This window comes from Acutalibacter muris (assembly GCF_002201475.1).
In the GTDB taxonomy this organism is placed as follows: Bacteria; Bacillota; Clostridia; order Oscillospirales; family Acutalibacteraceae; genus Acutalibacter; species Acutalibacter muris.
In genome coordinates, this window is record NZ_CP021422.1 from 1336801 (window position 1) to 1351409 (window position 14609).

General features: G+C 48.5%; 16 protein-coding genes and 5 pseudogenes. 16 read left to right on the forward strand and 5 right to left on the reverse strand.

What is annotated here, in order from left to right:
• The first annotated feature begins 1 nt into the window (after window position 1).
• The 9 genes and pseudogenes from ADH66_RS06795 (at window position 2) to ADH66_RS06835 (ending at window position 5175) form a co-directional block, all read left to right on the forward strand.
• Window positions 2-754 (forward strand): phage replisome organizer N-terminal domain-containing protein, encoded by a 753-nt coding sequence (locus ADH66_RS06795; protein ID WP_066534077.1) that lies wholly within the window; start codon window positions 2-4, stop codon window positions 752-754.
• Window positions 751-1599 (forward strand): ATP-binding protein, encoded by an 849-nt coding sequence (locus ADH66_RS06800; protein WP_066534075.1) that lies wholly within the window; start codon window positions 751-753, stop codon window positions 1597-1599. Before ADH66_RS06795 ends, ADH66_RS06800 begins: the two co-directional genes overlap by 4 nt.
• Window positions 1596-1796 carry a transposon-encoded TnpW family protein gene (locus tag ADH66_RS06805; RefSeq protein ID WP_066534073.1) on the forward strand — a complete coding sequence of 67 codons (201 nt, stop codon included), beginning with the start codon at window positions 1596-1598 and terminating at the stop codon, window positions 1794-1796. Before ADH66_RS06800 ends, ADH66_RS06805 begins: the two co-directional genes overlap by 4 nt.
• Before the next feature lie 97 nt (window positions 1797-1893).
• A pseudogene (locus tag ADH66_RS06810) lies at window positions 1894-2076 on the forward strand (VirD4-like conjugal transfer protein, CD1115 family); the annotation flags it as partial.
• Window positions 2077-2373: 297 nt separating this feature from the next.
• Window positions 2374-2502, forward strand: a pseudogene (locus ADH66_RS06815) (Maff2 family mobile element protein); the annotation flags it as partial.
• Between the two features lie 430 nt (window positions 2503-2932).
• Window positions 2933-3523 (forward strand): TetR/AcrR family transcriptional regulator, encoded by a 591-nt coding sequence (locus ADH66_RS06820; protein WP_066534071.1) that lies wholly within the window; start codon window positions 2933-2935, stop codon window positions 3521-3523.
• 11 nt (window positions 3524-3534) lie between these two features.
• Window positions 3535-3765 (forward strand): DUF4177 domain-containing protein, encoded by a 231-nt coding sequence (locus ADH66_RS06825; protein WP_016223861.1) that lies wholly within the window; start codon window positions 3535-3537, stop codon window positions 3763-3765.
• Window positions 3762-4508 (forward strand): ATP-binding cassette domain-containing protein, encoded by a 747-nt coding sequence (locus ADH66_RS06830; RefSeq protein WP_016223862.1) that lies wholly within the window; start codon window positions 3762-3764, stop codon window positions 4506-4508. The genes ADH66_RS06825 and ADH66_RS06830 overlap by 4 nt, the downstream gene beginning before the upstream one ends.
• Window positions 4480-5175, forward strand: coding sequence for an ABC transporter permease (locus tag ADH66_RS06835; RefSeq protein ID WP_066534070.1), 696 nt, complete (start codon window positions 4480-4482; stop codon window positions 5173-5175). The genes ADH66_RS06830 and ADH66_RS06835 overlap by 29 nt, the downstream gene beginning before the upstream one ends.
• A gap of 152 nt (window positions 5176-5327) precedes the next feature.
• Here ADH66_RS06835 and ADH66_RS06840 read toward each other — a convergent pair whose 3' ends face one another.
• Entirely contained in the window at window positions 5328-6506 is a 1179-nt protein-coding gene (locus ADH66_RS06840; protein ID WP_066534069.1) for an IS110 family RNA-guided transposase, read from the reverse strand.
• Between the two features lie 257 nt (window positions 6507-6763).
• Between ADH66_RS06840 and ADH66_RS06845 the strand changes: the two genes are divergently transcribed.
• The 4 genes and pseudogenes from ADH66_RS06845 to ADH66_RS06860 form a co-directional block, all read left to right on the forward strand.
• Window positions 6764-6988, forward strand: coding sequence for a hypothetical protein (locus ADH66_RS06845; RefSeq protein ID WP_066541586.1), 225 nt, complete (start codon window positions 6764-6766; stop codon window positions 6986-6988).
• Between the two features lie 9 nt (window positions 6989-6997).
• Window positions 6998-7243: a hypothetical protein gene (locus ADH66_RS06850; protein WP_066534065.1), complete on the forward strand. Its 246-nt coding sequence runs from the start codon at window positions 6998-7000 to the stop codon at window positions 7241-7243.
• An 80-nt stretch (window positions 7244-7323) separates the two neighbouring features.
• Window positions 7324-7776 (forward strand): winged helix-turn-helix domain-containing protein, encoded by a 453-nt coding sequence (locus tag ADH66_RS06855; RefSeq protein WP_084384191.1) that lies wholly within the window; start codon window positions 7324-7326, stop codon window positions 7774-7776.
• 21 nt (window positions 7777-7797) lie between these two features.
• A pseudogene (locus tag ADH66_RS06860) lies at window positions 7798-8367 on the forward strand (IS630 family transposase); the annotation flags it as partial.
• On the opposite strand, the gene ADH66_RS06865 reads toward ADH66_RS06860, so the two are convergent.
• The 3 genes from ADH66_RS06865 to ADH66_RS21655 all read right to left on the reverse strand — a co-directional run bounded on the left by ADH66_RS06865 (window position 8346) and on the right by ADH66_RS21655 (window position 10696).
• A complete protein-coding gene (locus ADH66_RS06865; protein ID WP_066534064.1) occupies window positions 8346-8711 on the reverse strand; it encodes a COG3415 family protein in 366 nt (121 codons plus the stop codon). The pseudogene ADH66_RS06860 and the gene ADH66_RS06865 sit on opposite strands and share 22 nt — an antisense overlap.
• 105 nt (window positions 8712-8816) lie before the next feature.
• The gene (locus tag ADH66_RS06870) at window positions 8817-9452 is read right to left on the reverse strand and encodes a hypothetical protein (protein WP_088364386.1); all 636 of its coding nucleotides are present in this window, start codon (window positions 9450-9452) and stop codon (window positions 8817-8819) included.
• Window positions 9453-9469: 17 nt separating this feature from the next.
• On the reverse strand, window positions 9470-10696 hold the full coding sequence (locus tag ADH66_RS21655; protein ID WP_084384194.1) for a DUF5720 family protein: 1227 nt from the start codon (window positions 10694-10696) through the stop codon (window positions 9470-9472).
• A gap of 257 nt (window positions 10697-10953) precedes the next feature.
• Here ADH66_RS21655 and ADH66_RS19675 point away from each other — a divergent pair.
• The 3 genes and pseudogenes from ADH66_RS19675 to ADH66_RS06885 all read left to right on the forward strand — a co-directional run.
• Window positions 10954-11121 (forward strand): annotated as a pseudogene (locus tag ADH66_RS19675) (site-specific integrase); the annotation flags it as partial.
• A gap of 3 nt (window positions 11122-11124) precedes the next feature.
• Window positions 11125-11445: a plasmid mobilization protein gene (locus tag ADH66_RS06880; protein WP_066534061.1), complete on the forward strand. Its 321-nt coding sequence runs from the start codon at window positions 11125-11127 to the stop codon at window positions 11443-11445.
• Window positions 11446-11452: 7 nt separating this feature from the next.
• Window positions 11453-12592: pseudogene (locus ADH66_RS06885) on the forward strand (helicase RepA family protein); the annotation flags it as partial.
• Window positions 12593-13693: 1101 nt separating this feature from the next.
• On the opposite strand, the gene ADH66_RS06895 reads toward ADH66_RS06885, so the two are convergent.
• A protein-coding gene (locus ADH66_RS06895; protein ID WP_088364387.1) for an IS5 family transposase occupies window positions 13694-14451 on the reverse strand; the annotation gives its coding sequence in 2 pieces (ribosomal slippage) (window positions 13694-14130 and window positions 14130-14451; 759 coding nt in all).
• Window positions 14452-14609 lie beyond the last annotated feature (158 nt).

Below are 14609 nucleotides of genomic sequence, written 5' to 3' on the forward strand. Positions count from 1 at the left end.
TATGGCTGAAAACAGGAGATTTTACTATCTCAAACTGAAAGAAGGTTTCTACAACAGCGAGACTATGGTCGTCCTGGAAAGTATGCCGGATGGCCTGCTGTACTCGAATCTGCTGCTGAAAATGTACCTTATGTCCCTGAAAAGCGGCGGAATCCTCATGCTCAACGAGCATCTTCCCCATACTGTCCAGACCATTGCCACATTCACCCGGCACCAGATTGGGACGGTAGAGAGGTCGATTAAAGTTTTCATGGAATTTGGCCTTGTGGAAGTCCTGACCGACGGCGCTTTCTACATGGCTGACATTCAACTGCTGATTGGTCAGTCCTCCACCGAGGGCGAGAGAAAGAAGCGGGAGCGGACGCGGTTGCAGCGTCAAAAATTGCTGCCCTCTGGCAAAGTGGACATTTGTCCACCCATAGACCAGGTGGACAAATGTCCCCCTATATTAGAGATTAGAGATAAAGAGTATAGAGATAAGAGTTTAGAGAATAGAGAGGGGGAACACGCCCGCACGTTGGGCCGGTATCAAAATGTTTTTCTGTCTGCCGGTGAACTGTCCGAACTGCAAGCCGACTTCCCCACCGTCTGGCAGGAGTACATCGAACGGCTATCCGAGTACATGGCATCTACTGGCAGGACATACAAGAGCCATGCAGCCACCATTTGCCGCTGGATAGCGGATGACCGCCGCAAGGCCGCTCCCCCTGCCCGTGACCGGGATTACAGCGTGAAGGACGGTGATACGGTATGACGGAGATCCGCGAGGACGAATACCTTGACCCCGCTGACGGCCTGCTCCATTGCCGGAAGTGCGGAGGCCCCCGGCAGGCCGTCATTCCCGATCCGTTCAAGGGCGGCAGCTTCAAGCCCCGGTGTGTCTGCTCCTGCCAGCAGGAAGCGAAGCGCCGCCGTAAGGAGGCCGAGGAACGCCGTCAGCGCATGGAGCGCATCAAGCGGCGAAAGGCCCAGGGACTTCAAGAGCGTTACCTCTACGGCTACACCTTCGCCAACGATAACGGCGGGAACCCCGCTATGGCAAAAGTCCACGCATACGTTGACCATTGGCCCCAGGCGTTCAAGCGGAACATCGGACTGCTGCTGTTCGGTGACGTGGGGACTGGTAAATCCTTCGCGGCCGGGTGCATCGCAAACGCCCTTCTCGACCGGGATATACCCGTACTCATGACCAACTTCCCCACCATCCTGGCCCGCCTGTGCGGGACGTTCGGTGAGGACAGGACGGGCTTTCTGGATAGCCTGGGGGACTATGACCTGTTGATTATAGACGACCTGGGCGCGGAGCGCAACACCGAGTATGCCCTTGAGCAGATGTTCAGCATCATCGACAGTCGGTATCGCTGTAACAAGCCGCTGATCGTGACCACAAATCTGAAGCTGGACGAATTGAAACACCCGCCCGACCTCGCCCACGCCCGTATCTATGACCGGATTTTAGAACGCTGCGCCCCCATCCTCTTTGCTGGAAAGAACTTCCGGGAGGACAATGCCGCCAGCACCAAGGCGGCGGCGCGGCAGATTATCACATCAACTGCGGCCAGCCATCGGCAGACCGCCACCGAGAAAGGAGAACTATGAGCAACGAAACCAGCACCACCGAAACGATCACCTACCCCAAGGCCACGCCGCAAACCCCGCCCGCGCTGGTGAAGAAAATCGGCAAGACTACTTACCGGGTGCGGGTACATTTTAGCACCACCAGCACCGAGACGATGGAGGACAAAATCAAGCGCCTGCTTCGTGAGGAAGTCCGTCAGGCGATGGAAAACGAGTGACAGCGCAGACAGGCCGGGAACCGTAACAGGCTCCCGGCCATTTTTGCACCATTTTGTGAACATTCTGTAAACATGATGAAAAAGTCCTTGACAACAAGCAACAGGCAAAACCGCAAAATCTATACTGATTTCCTGCGGCGCGCGGCTGGCGGTATTCGATATTGCCGAGCTACGGGAGGTCACAGCCTATGATGAGCTGGAACTGGACACCCTGGGGGACAAAAAAACCGCCCTGTTCCTTATTATGAGCGATACCGATGACAGCTTTAACTTCCTGATTGTCCACCCGGCTCAAACCAAAACCCAACGAGGTCTACGATGTGTTTGAAGTTGACGTAGACACCGAGGGCGAATAATCCCGTTCCGCAAGAAAGGAGTGATCTTATCTACCCGCCAGGGTCCCTGAAACCTGCCTCGGTTGAGGCCATTGGCGTACAAAGCGGACAGCTCAACAAAAAAATGAAGAAGGAGGATAGCCGGAATCGAGCCGCCCAAAATTCAGGGCGGTTTTGTTGTCCGGCTTTTGTATGCCTATGAACCAACACTAACCACAAAGCGATTCCGGCTAAATTAAAGTATGGAATTTTTCAACAGCGCAATCGACGTTTTGCAGACCCTCGTTATCGCACTCGGAGCCGGCCTTGGAATCTGGGGCGTCATCAACCTGCCGGAAGGTTACGGCAATGATAACCCTGGCGCGAATGCTCATGTACGGTAAAGAAGCAAGCAACCGAAAACAAGAGATAGACCGCCAGCACCACACTATTCCGAACCAAAGAAACCAAAGACCAAAAGACAAGCATTATGGAAATGTGCATAACAGGCTATGGAATCATGGATAACTCTATTCACAGCACATGGAAAAGCTAAAGTGCAGCTTTCCCACGTCCTGCAAACAGAGTTACCCACAATTCCATAAGATAGCCAGTTATACACATTCCCACAATGCCGACTACTACGGAATCCCTCTCACTCATTCTATCTTTATAAAAAAACTTATTTTTTGTCGAGAAATACGGCATTGCTAAATCAAGTTCCCTACTTGACAACAGCTATCAATCGTGCTATTATTTGCTTTGTAAATATTTATTGCGAATATTCGTAAATACAATTCATAAGAAAGGAGAAGTGAAGCTATGCCGTCAAAGCCAGTCCTTTCGGACGCTGATAAAAAAGCAATCCGCAAAAAGCTGGAAGAACTATGCGAGGAATGTTGGATAGCGCAAGGGTACAAAAAGACAAGCATTAAGAATCTATGCGACAAGGCAGTTATATCTATCGGTACTTTTTATACGCTCTACCCGACAAAGGAAGATTTATTCCTTGAAACAATCACAGACATACAAAGGAGGTTGACAGAAAAAATTATCGACATAAACAGGAACAGCCGGACGAAAGAGGGCTTTGCACAGTCCATGAAAAGGCTTTTCCGGGAATACGACAGCAAGCCGTTCCTCTACAATGTCAATACGCCGGATTTTCAGTCTTTTGTAACAAAGCTGCCGGAAGAAACGATTAAGAAAATCAAGTTTGACAGTTTCGATTTTTTCAGACAGGTTATCCATGCCGCAAACCTCAATCTGAAAATGGAGGAAGCACAGGCATATGGAATTTTGAGTGCGCTGCTGTCAACAATCAATGCAAAAGAAACGCTTTCCGTCACTTGTGATTATTTCGCTGTTTTTGATTTTATGGTGGATAGCCTTGTGGCAGATATTTTTGAGTAAAGGAGATTGTTATGACAGAATTTGAGTACAAAACGATAGTAATTGACAGCAAGGAAACAGAACATTCCGAAAAGTCGCTGTCTGATAAACTGAATCATTACGGTAAGGACGGTTGGGAGCTGGTTACTTGTTTCGCCTATCCGTGTATAGGCAGCTCCCAATATTCTCTTATCGGAATCGCACAGAAAGCAACTCTGATATTCAAAAGGCGGCTATGCCCCAAAAAGGGGGCGGGCGAATGACAAATGCGGTTGAAGTCCGGCACTTATCAAAATCCATAGAGGGCAGCCCCATACTGAATGATATTTGCATGAATGTAAGGCAAGGGGAAGTGTACGGATTTTTGGGCGCGAACGGCGCAGGAAAAACTTCGCTGATGAAAACGCTGTACCACATCATTTTCCCCGATACAGGTACGGTATGTTTATTAGGCGAAACTATCAACAAGGGGAACAATCCCGTTTTCTCCCGTATCGGCAGCATTATTGAAAGCCCTGTTTTTTACAGCCATTTAAGCGCATACGAGAACATGGAACTCCATTGCCGGTACATGGGCGCAGGCTATGAAAACATCATGGAAACGCTGTCACTGTTAGGGATTGCAGAAACGGGCAAAAAAGCCGTAGGGAAATTCTCTTTGGGAATGAAACAGCGGCTTGCGCTTGCAAGGGCAATGCTCACGAAGCCGGATTTGCTTATTTTAGACGAACCAATAAACGGCTTAGACCCACAGGGGATTATTGAAGTGCGGGAGCTGCTGTTGCGAATCAACCATGAATACCACACAAGCATTTTAATATCCAGCCATATCCTTGACGAACTATCTAAAATTGCCGATACAATCGGAATTATTGACCACGGGGCTATGCTTGCGGAAGTATCAATGAAAGAACTCACAGCCAAAGGGATAGACCTTGAAACCTATTATTTAGGCTTATTGGGAGGAGGTGAAAAAAATGTGGAACCTTATCCGCATGGAAATTAAGAAAGTACCGTTAAAGCCGCATATTGCCGGATTGTTAATCGCTAACTTTATTATCTTTCTGCTTTCCGTCTTTACGTCCAGCCTTTTAACCGCAAGCGGCAATATATCCACGCTTCCGGGATTTGCCCCTGTCCAGTTAGATACAGTTACGTTAGCGGCAATGCTTGTAAGGGCTACTCTGATTGTATGGGAAGCGGTACTGATTTCCGTATTTGTGATTGAAGAATACAGAAACAAAACAATCTGTTTGCTTTTCACTTACCCAATCAGTCGCACAAAACTGATTACGGCAAAACTCATTTTGATATGTGGTATCATGTTCCTGTTCCATGTACTATCAAATATCTTCCAATATGCCACAATCTTTCTTGCGGCAAAATGTTTTGATTTTGTCACGTTCAGCTTTGGAAACATAATGACACAGGCAGTTACAACAATATCCGCAATCCTATTGGGGCTTCTCCCGCTGTATGTTGGAATGATAAAGAAGTCAGCGATTGCAACCGTTGTTTCGTCTATCATCATTGTTGCCATAGCGTCAAACTCACAGGGAAGCAGCGCAGGATTGATGTCAATTCCCGTTGCGGCAATTATCTTCGGTACCATAGGAATCATTTTTTCAGCAATCGCAATGAGAAAAATGATTTTATCAGATTTGAGTAATTAAAAGAAAGACTAACTATTAAAAGTCAAGTCCAAAATGAAAGTTTTTTGAATGAATTGCAGAAATGCAGTTCAGATACATTTGAACCTTGAAAACTGCATGACAAACAGAGTGTCATTGCTGGCACTCTAAAAGGAGATATTTACAGAAAAGAATTAAGTTGTTGGCAGATATGCTCTACCGGATTTCTCCATTGCAAAAATCAATCGGACAAGCTTCTTTGTGGCATGAGATAATGCGACATTATAGTGCTTGCCTTCCGAGCGTTTCTTTGCAAGATATGCACCAAAGGATTTATCCCAGTGGCAGACATATTTCGTAGCGTTGTAAAGGGCATACCGAAGGTATCTGGAACCTCGTTTCTCCATATGGGAATAACAGTTATCTAACTGTCCCGATTGATAAGTGGAAGGAGACATTCCAGCATATGCGAGTATCTTATCTGCGGAATCAAAACGAGAGAAATCCCCAATCTCAGCGATGATCATTGCACCCATCCGGTAACTGATACCAGGAATGGTAAGGAGGGGAGACTGGATTTCTTCGTCCATAATTCGTTTGATGGCTGCTTCGATTTCATCAATCTCAACCGTTAATTCCTGAATGAGCTTGATGGTGTGTTTTAGTTCCAAGGACTTTGCAGGCATATGAGAACCGATAGAACCTCTTGCAGCGTCACGAAACATGACAGCAGTATCTTTCCCATATCTGCCTTTAGAACTTTCAGAGAGCAGGTTGGAAAGTCTTGTAAGGTGTGCGTTTGCAACAGCATCTGCACCTGGAAATTCAGAAAGTAACGCATAAACGGACACCATATGAAGTGTAGGAACGAGTTTTTCCAGTTCTGGGAAAAGAATACACACAAGTCTTGAAACAGAACTTTTCAGTTTTGCCCGTTCTTTGACTTTATCAAAACGATAACGAGTGAGTGACTTTAGCTCCTCATTGTGATAAGATGTATCTGAGTAGGACTGTAAGTTCATGTCAGACATCATCATAGTAGCAATGGTACGGGAATCAACTTTATCCGTTTTCGTCTTTCTAAGGCTGAGACTTTTTCTGTAAAGATTGGTATGTAACGGATTGATAACGTAGGTCGGCAAACCTTTATCAAGAAGAAATCCCAGAAGATTGTAACTGTAGTGTCCGGTGGCTTCCAGTCCTACTTTTACTTTGTCTAAATCATCTGATATGGATGAGATTCTTTGAAATAAGGTTTCAAAACCTTCGCGATTATTAGAGATGGTAAAGGGCTTAAATAATACTTCGCCATCTGAGTTCGTAATAAAGCAGTCATGCTTATCTTTGGCAACGTCAATTCCAACGTAAATCATAAGAAATCTCCTTTGAATAAATTTGATACTGTTTAGAGCCACAGGTACTCCTTGCGATTGTAACCTCGTTCTAAATAAACCGTCATGCGGTATCTAACTGATTAACAACTATACAAAGAGACTGTGGTTGTAGCCTTTCTTAAACCATCAGGTGGTAGGGGGTGAAAAACAATCCACAGTATCTCCAACAGTATAGCATACAGTCCTTGGAGAGGGACTATAAACACTACTACTTTATAATACGAGGGGGCTATAAAATGAACTTTCCAATTCCCGACTTTGTACCCGTTCCAAGTGCGGAAATCATGCATACTATTTCAATCGTATCATTGATTGTCGGTATCTGCCTTGTGGGTGTGGGATTGCTTTTCCTGTTTCTGAACAAGAAAAAAGGGAAAGAAAAGAAAGCCACAGCCTTATGGGTTGTCATAGGCATTGGCGTGTTACTCATTGCAAATCACGGCATACAGTTATTATTTTAGGAGGGCAAAATGATTAAAGAAGTAAACAGGGCTTGCGAAAAGCTGAATGACACACTGGGAATATCCGTAGAGCTTCCCAACCCGAAAAAGAAAGCGTTAAAAACGGCAGCGGTATGTAACTTAGTTGTCGGCGCTGGTCTTGTGGCGGCAGGAATCCTTTTCCCGTCAAAATCTTGTGCGTTATTGGGCGGCATCAGCGTTATCAGCAGCGTTGTACTGCGGAAAGAAAGCAAGCATAAGAACCATGAATCATGACGTGAACGAGCAATTCAAATGGTTATTATTCCTGAAAAACGACCTAGAAAAAAGCAGTAGAAAGTGGTAAAATAGAGAGTATGGAATACATAGATTTACGAAAACTGAAAAGTGGAGAACTCAAGCAGATACGCCGGCAGGTCGTACGCCTCAAAAAGATGGGGAAAACCGGGAAAGAAATAGAGGAATTAACCGGAGTACGGCAGAGTCGCGCCAGCGAAATATGGACGGCATATAAGCGAGAGGGAGACAAAGCGCTGGAACCGAAGAAACACGGATTCCAGAAGGGGACGCATCTGCTTCTGACACCGGAGGAGCAGGCGGAAATACGGGAAACGATTGTTACCCGCCGCCCAGAGGAATTCGGCATTCCTGGGAGTCTGTGGACGCTGAAGAAAGTGTGTGCATACGTCTGGAAAAGGTATCGGAAAAAGATCTCGGACGGCAGTGTGTCGGATTATATGCGGCGCTGGGGCTTGACGTGCCAGCGTCCGGTCAAGCGTGCCCGGAAACAGAATCCTTCCCGTATCTAAAGGTGGCGGGAGGAAGAATATCCGGCCATCGACCAGCGGGCCAAGGCAGAAAATGCCGTGATTTACTGGGGAGACGAGACTGGAATCGACAACTGCTCGAACTGTGAGCGCGGGTTTGCACCCAAAGGACAGCCTCCTGTTCTGTCGGTGGAAACGAAAAGAGAGAGGCTGAATATGCTTTCCGCCCTGAGCAGGCAGGGGGACGTTCGCTTTATGATGTACGAGGATTCCATGAACCAGCAGCGCCTGATCCAATTTATGGACCGGTTGATTCGGACCTCCAACCAAAAGGTTTTCCTGATTTTGGACAACTTAAAGGTGCACCACGGGAAGAAAGCCGCAGCCTGGCTAGACAAGCATCGGGATAAAATCGAGCTGTTCTTTCTGCCGCCCTATGCTCCCGAGAGCAATCCGGACGAATATCTCAATCACGCGCTGAAACTTTCGGTCCATTCTGGCGACTTACCTCGGACCATATACGATATCCGCCATAAAACTACTTCCTTCATGCGAACATTACAACATTCTCCTGATAAGGTCTCCGCTTTCTTTCAACATAATCAGATTTCCTATATTCTTGTTCGGGGGTAATACCTTTTCCAGACGTATGCACACACTTTCTTCAGCGTCCACAGACTCCCAGGAATGCCGAATTCCTCTGGGCGGCGGGTAACAATCGTTTCCCGTATTTCCGCCTGCTCCTCCGGTGTCAGAAGCAGATGCGTCCCCTTCTGGAATCCGTGTTTCTTCGGTTCCAGCGCTTTGTCTCCCTCTCGCTTATATGCCGTCCATATTTCGCTGGCGCGACTCTGCCGCACTCCGGTTAATTCCTCAATTTCTTTCCCGGCTTTTCCCATCTGTTTGAGGCGTACGACCTGACGGCGTACCTGCTTGAGCTCTCCACTTTTCAGTTTTCGTAAATCTATGTATTCCATACTCCCTATTTTACCACTTTCTACTGCTTTTTTCTAGGTCGTTTTTCAGGAATAATATATTTCAAATTGGAAAATTCTAAAATGCTCATATCAACATACATCTCCTTACATCCAGTCATCAAAAAAATCGTTCATCCATTCTTCGGAATCTAAGCCCCCAGAAGGAGAATCCACGCTTACATTGTTTATATCGCTTAAAGTGATTTCACACGATCCGCTTATGCCATCCTCAACAAGTATGATTCTTGCTGTACCCTTTTTCAAATCGACGGAAGTGCTTTGCGTATCATCACCTTCTAAAAGGGTGGTAATTTTATTGTCCTCGGAAACAAGCAGGACTTTGAATTTACCGCTGGACAAATCTGCCGAAAGGTCAATAGAAATAGATGTATCTTCTGCTGCATTGAGCATCCAAATGGTGTCTTTTCCGTTGAACCCTTGAAATTCTCTTTTCAGAGAAGTGTCCGTACTTCCGGTGTCTACACATTTTTGGTAGGTATAACTATCCTCATTAGAAAGGATCAAGTTGCGATCATTATATGAGGAATTTCCACAGGCAGATAAGATCAATGTGAAAATCAGAGCCGAACAAAGCAGCATAACTATTCTTCTTGTGCGCTTCATAGTAGTCTTTCCACATCCAGAAAGGCCGGAAACGGCATACCTTTTTCCCGCTCCGATTTGGGAGCTGCTTTTTTTATCAAATGAATTTGACAATTCTGGTAATTCCGAAATGCTCATAATCTTAAATCCTCCATTTAGCTCATTTTGCTTAATATCTCTTTGGGCTGTAAGCGAAACACTGGGATGTTAGACATTCCCACAGAGAAGGCTACAACTAAGGTTCCAATTCCACAAACAGCCGCAAAGTTACGAACAGTTATTTCCACTTCCAGAGAAGAGGCGGTATCGCTGGCGATTGTTTCGGTTTGCGCGGAGACATTTTGCAGGAGAAGATCACCCGTTACATCCGCAACGACTTGGCCAGCAAAGAAAGAAATGCCAAATGCCAGCACAGCGATCATCATGACCTCTGCAAAATGTTGCAGAAATATCTGCGTCTTTCGGTATCCCATAGCCAGCAATATACCTGTTTCATGAATACGGCCCTTAATCCAAAGACTTAGAATTAAAGACAACACCAGGGCACTGCCAATAATTAAGCAGATCAACAAGGACGATACCAGGACAGACATATTTTCCAAAGGTGCCGCTGTTCGCTGATATTCTTCATCGGCAGTTTCTACCGCAAAATCATCCCATGCAATATTGGCGTTTTCTTTTGCAGATTCAATGGTATTACTAAGCTGAGCCGGATCTTTCACATAAAATTCCAGTCGCTGATATTCTCCTGATTCCCCATTGGAATCGTCAATGAAAATTCGGTTCTGATAAAGAGAGGGTGGCGGTACAAGCCCCGCATTAAGTTGTGGTTCCTTGATTTCGTAGATACCTACAATAGAGAAGGCGCGGTCCTTGCGGTCATAGTGCAGATGGCCGCCCGGCGCAACCTTCGCATGGTTTTTCAATTTGACTTCGCCCCGTTCCTGGCTGTCTAAGAATTTCTGATAGCCGGCATCCGTAAGGAACAGGCGCATCTTATCTCCTTTATCCCCGACAGGGGCATTACCTGAAAGCACGTCAAAGACGATCATGTGCTTTACTTCCGGGTCGAAGCGTTCCAGGGCCATGATGTCATGCCCCTTCAATTTCTCCGCACCGGATTTCTGCCTGGCCTCCGCCAGTAGTTCCCCCATCGTCTTAGGGCCTGCCGGAATCCGGTAGTTTTTCCGAATATCCTGAATAAGAGCCAGGCAGTCTTTTTCCGGCATGGCATCCAGCTTTCGCACAAGCTCCGCCGCCGTTTTCCTCCTTACCGGGTCCGGTATATAGGGGAGACACATGCGCAGCTCATATGTGACATCTGATTTCCCATAGCCTTCCGTCTGGAATATCAGGCGCTTTTCCATTTCGTTCAGTTCCATGTGAATCTCCTTTCTCCTGAAAATGAGTACAAAAAAAGGACGCCCACCTATAAAAGTGAAACGCCCACGGCAATCAGCGGCCAGGCATACACCGGACCGCTGGCGCTATTAAATTTTGTCGTTAATGAAACAGCCTCCTTTTTTTCGATATTTTTCTCGTCAGATTTCAACTTGGAAAAGGAATTGAATAAATGACGGCAAACGCTCAAACCTCTTGAAAATAAAGGCTTTTTCCGTTTGTCGTTATTATACCGTAACGGCACAGCCACATTTCCATGCTGATTGACATGGGCTTTACCGCCCTGGCAATCGCTGACCGGGTGGGGCACGAAAGCATTGACATCACCTACCGCTACGCTCACCTGTTCCCCACCCGGCAGGCGGAGATGGCGGACAAGCTGAACATGGAGCGAAAGGGGGCTTAAATCATGTCTGCGAAAAATCTCGACAACCACAACCGATGGAGAAGCAAGACCATAGCGTTCCGGGTGTCCCCGGAGGAAAACGAACAGATTGAGATTGCCGTCCGTCTGTCCGGGCTGACCAAACAGGACTACATCACCCGACGTCTGCTGAACCGGGACATTGTGGTGCAGGGCAATCCCAGGGTCTACAAGGCCCTGCGTAACCAGCTCGCCGCCGTCCTGGGGGAGCTGCGGCGCATGGAGGCCGGGGGCGGGGTGGATGATGAACTTCTCGCCACCATCCGCCTTATCGCCGTGACGCTGGACGGCATGAAGGAGGATTGATAGATTGATGGATTCCAGAGAGACGAAAAGGACTGTCCCGATTCCGTCTGTTGGCGCAGACGGGGAACAGCCCATTTCACAAACAACCACCCCAAGTATAGCAGAGGAACCAGCTGAAAACAAGTCCCAGGATGAAAGTATGGAGGATATTCTTCGGGAGCTTCAACGGACAAGCGACCCGGCCTACCTCCACACGGTTTCCATGAACGAGCTTTACCAGAACGTCTACCAGAGCAGACCGCCAATCATTGACGGTCTGCTCTACCCTGGGACATACCTCTTTGCGGGAGCGCCCAAGGTGGGCAAGTCGTTCCTGATGGCCCAGCTTGCCTACCATGTAAGCATGGGCCTCCCCCTGTGGGGCTACCCCGTCCACAAGGGCACCGTCCTCTATCTGGCGTTGGAGGACGACCACCGCCGCTTGCGGGGGCGGCTGTATCGGATGTTCGGCATGGACGGCACCAACGACCTGCTCTTTGCGATCTACGCCAAACAGCTCGGCCTGGGCCTGGAGGAACAGCTAAAGAAGTTCGTCCACCGACACCCAGGCACCAAACTGATTATCATTGACACCCTCCAGAAAGTCCGGGAGGTAGGCGGGGACAAGTACAGCTATGCCAACGATTACGAGGTAGTGGGCAAGCTGAAACGCCTTGCCGATGATTGCGGTATCTGCCTCCTGCTGGTACACCACACCCGAAAGCAACAGGCAGATGATAAGTTTGACATGATTTCCGGCACCAACGGCCTGTTGGGGGCGGCGGACGGGGCCTTTCTTCTTCAAAAGGAGAAGCGGACGGACGGCAGCGCCATTCTGGACGTGGCAGGGCGTGACCAGCAAGACCAGCGGATGTATCTCACCAAGGACAGAGAGCGCCTTGTGTGGGAGCTGGAGCGGCTGGAAACGGAGCCGTGGGTGGAACCGCCCGACCCGGTATTGGAGGCCGTTGCCGCCCTTGTAACGGCGGACAGGCCCGCCTGGGGCGGCACCGCCACGGAGCTGGCGGCGGCTATCCAGACCGACATGAAGCCCAACGCCCTGGCGATGCGGCTGAATGTCCGGGCCGGGAGGCTGGCGGCGGAGTACCATATCCGCTATGAGAACAGCAGGAGCCACGCCGGGAGAAGTATCACCCTCACCCTGGAACCGCCCCAGGCGTCACGGGGAGCGGGGCCAAAAGTCAAGGGGCCATACCTGGGGGTGGAGATTGCCGCAAGGCAATACAACCCGAACCCCTTGACTTTTGGCCCACGGAAAACACTGGCCGGTTGGGGGGAAAGGCTGTGCCTTTCCCCCCTGCCCAACGGCGAGTGTCAAAGTTTAGGCGGGGTGCAGGGTGTCCTTTTCAAAGGGCGGCCCTGCTGGGGGAGCCGTCCGCAGACGGCGGGGGCAACGCCCCCGCTCCACCCCGTAGGGCGCAAATGCGCTTTTGATGGCCGCAAGGCCGTCAAAAGTGCTTTTGCGTTACTTTCGCAGAAAGTAACAAAGGCCGCCGCTGGCGCGGCGAAAGGAGAGTTGATTTGAAAAGGACGATTAGTGCGATGGTGGGGCAAGGTTCGGTGAAACACAACAGCAGGGCGTTCAACGCCAAGAACCGGAGCTGCCAGCTCATGGTATCTGACTTTGAAAAGAAAGGACCGCACCCAAATGATGCCTTGTTATTGCTAACAGCAAATGGACGCAGCCTTTCAGATTATTTCCGTTGCTTTCGTCACATTTGCCATGCGCCCCTGACGATAGGGACATTCCTGGTCTCCGCTGGCGCGGCTGTCATAACTCCGCAGCGTCGTTTTTCTCGTGCGCCGCAGGGTTCCCCCAAAGTCTTTAGGAGGCCGTGAGGAAGTATCTTTAAGCCCCCATGCAGTCACCGCGCCCCGGAGTGCCATCTCCGGGTTTCAGGCTTACGTTGATCGCTCAGGACAGCCAGTTCATCACCTCCTTGGCTTGTCCTTCTTGGCGGCGCGCCTGATTCGCTCGTGCATGGGTTATGTACCAGAAAGATTGATTTTCTGCATTATGTACCTCCATTTCGATTCACAGGTCTTAGGTGATGGGCGAATCGAATGAAGGCGGTGCGCGGCACCGTGGGAAAATATCAAATTCAAGAAGTTTTAGAGTGTCTAAAAGAAAAACAAAAGCGCCTGTGTGACAAACTGACACACAGGCGCAATGGATATTGATTGCCGATATTTTACAACATTTTTCGCAATAATTTGCAAATTGTAAAGGTGGTATTAGAGTCTGTTCTCACAAAACAGCATCACAAATCATGACGACATAAATAAAGCCGCAGAAAAGGATGTCCAACTTATCGTATCGGGTAAATATTCTGCGAAAACGCTTTAGCCGCAGGAAATATCGCTCAATTTCATTGCGGCGCTTGTAGCGCTCCTTATCGTAGCCCCATGGGTCCTTGCGGTTTCTCTTCGGCGGAACCACAGGCACAAAGCCCATCTCCACCGCCGCCACACGCACGTTTTCGCCCTCATAGGCCCGATCCATCAGTAAGTATTTTTGCTCCTCTGCCCGACTGATCTCCGAGAGCAACGCTATTCCTTCCGGCGCATCGTGGGCCTGGCCGCCAGACAAGGAAAAGCCGACTACAGCCCGGTCAGACGCGGTGACCATATGAATTTTTGTGGTGAGTCCCCCTCTGGAGCGTCCGATAGATTGCCGGCCACTTGCTTTAAAGCACCCGTCCCATCCGGGTGCACTTTCACTGCAGTGCTGTCCAGGCACACGTTTTCCATCTTGATCCTGATGATGCCTTCTGCCTGCAGTCCTTCAAACACCCGCTGAAGCACACCGTTTTTACTCCACCTGTTCATCCGCTCATATACTGTATGCCATTTCCCATACCGTTCCGGCAGCGCCCTCCATTTGCACCCATTTTCGGCCACATACAGGATCGCATTTATCAGTTGGAGATTCTCAATTTTCACGTTTCCTCTCTGTTTCGGCAGATATTTCTCTATTTTCCTGTATTGCTCTTTTGTGATTTCCATATTCCTATTTTATCACTTTTTCCTTGAGTTGTCTATAGTGAGAACAGAATCTAGAAGTGTATACTCTCAAAAAGTTTCCTTTTGAGAAATGCTGATGTTTACCGCAAAAGTGGAAGTAGAACAGAAAAGTTTAACGAAAGCCTATTGCAACATTAAGA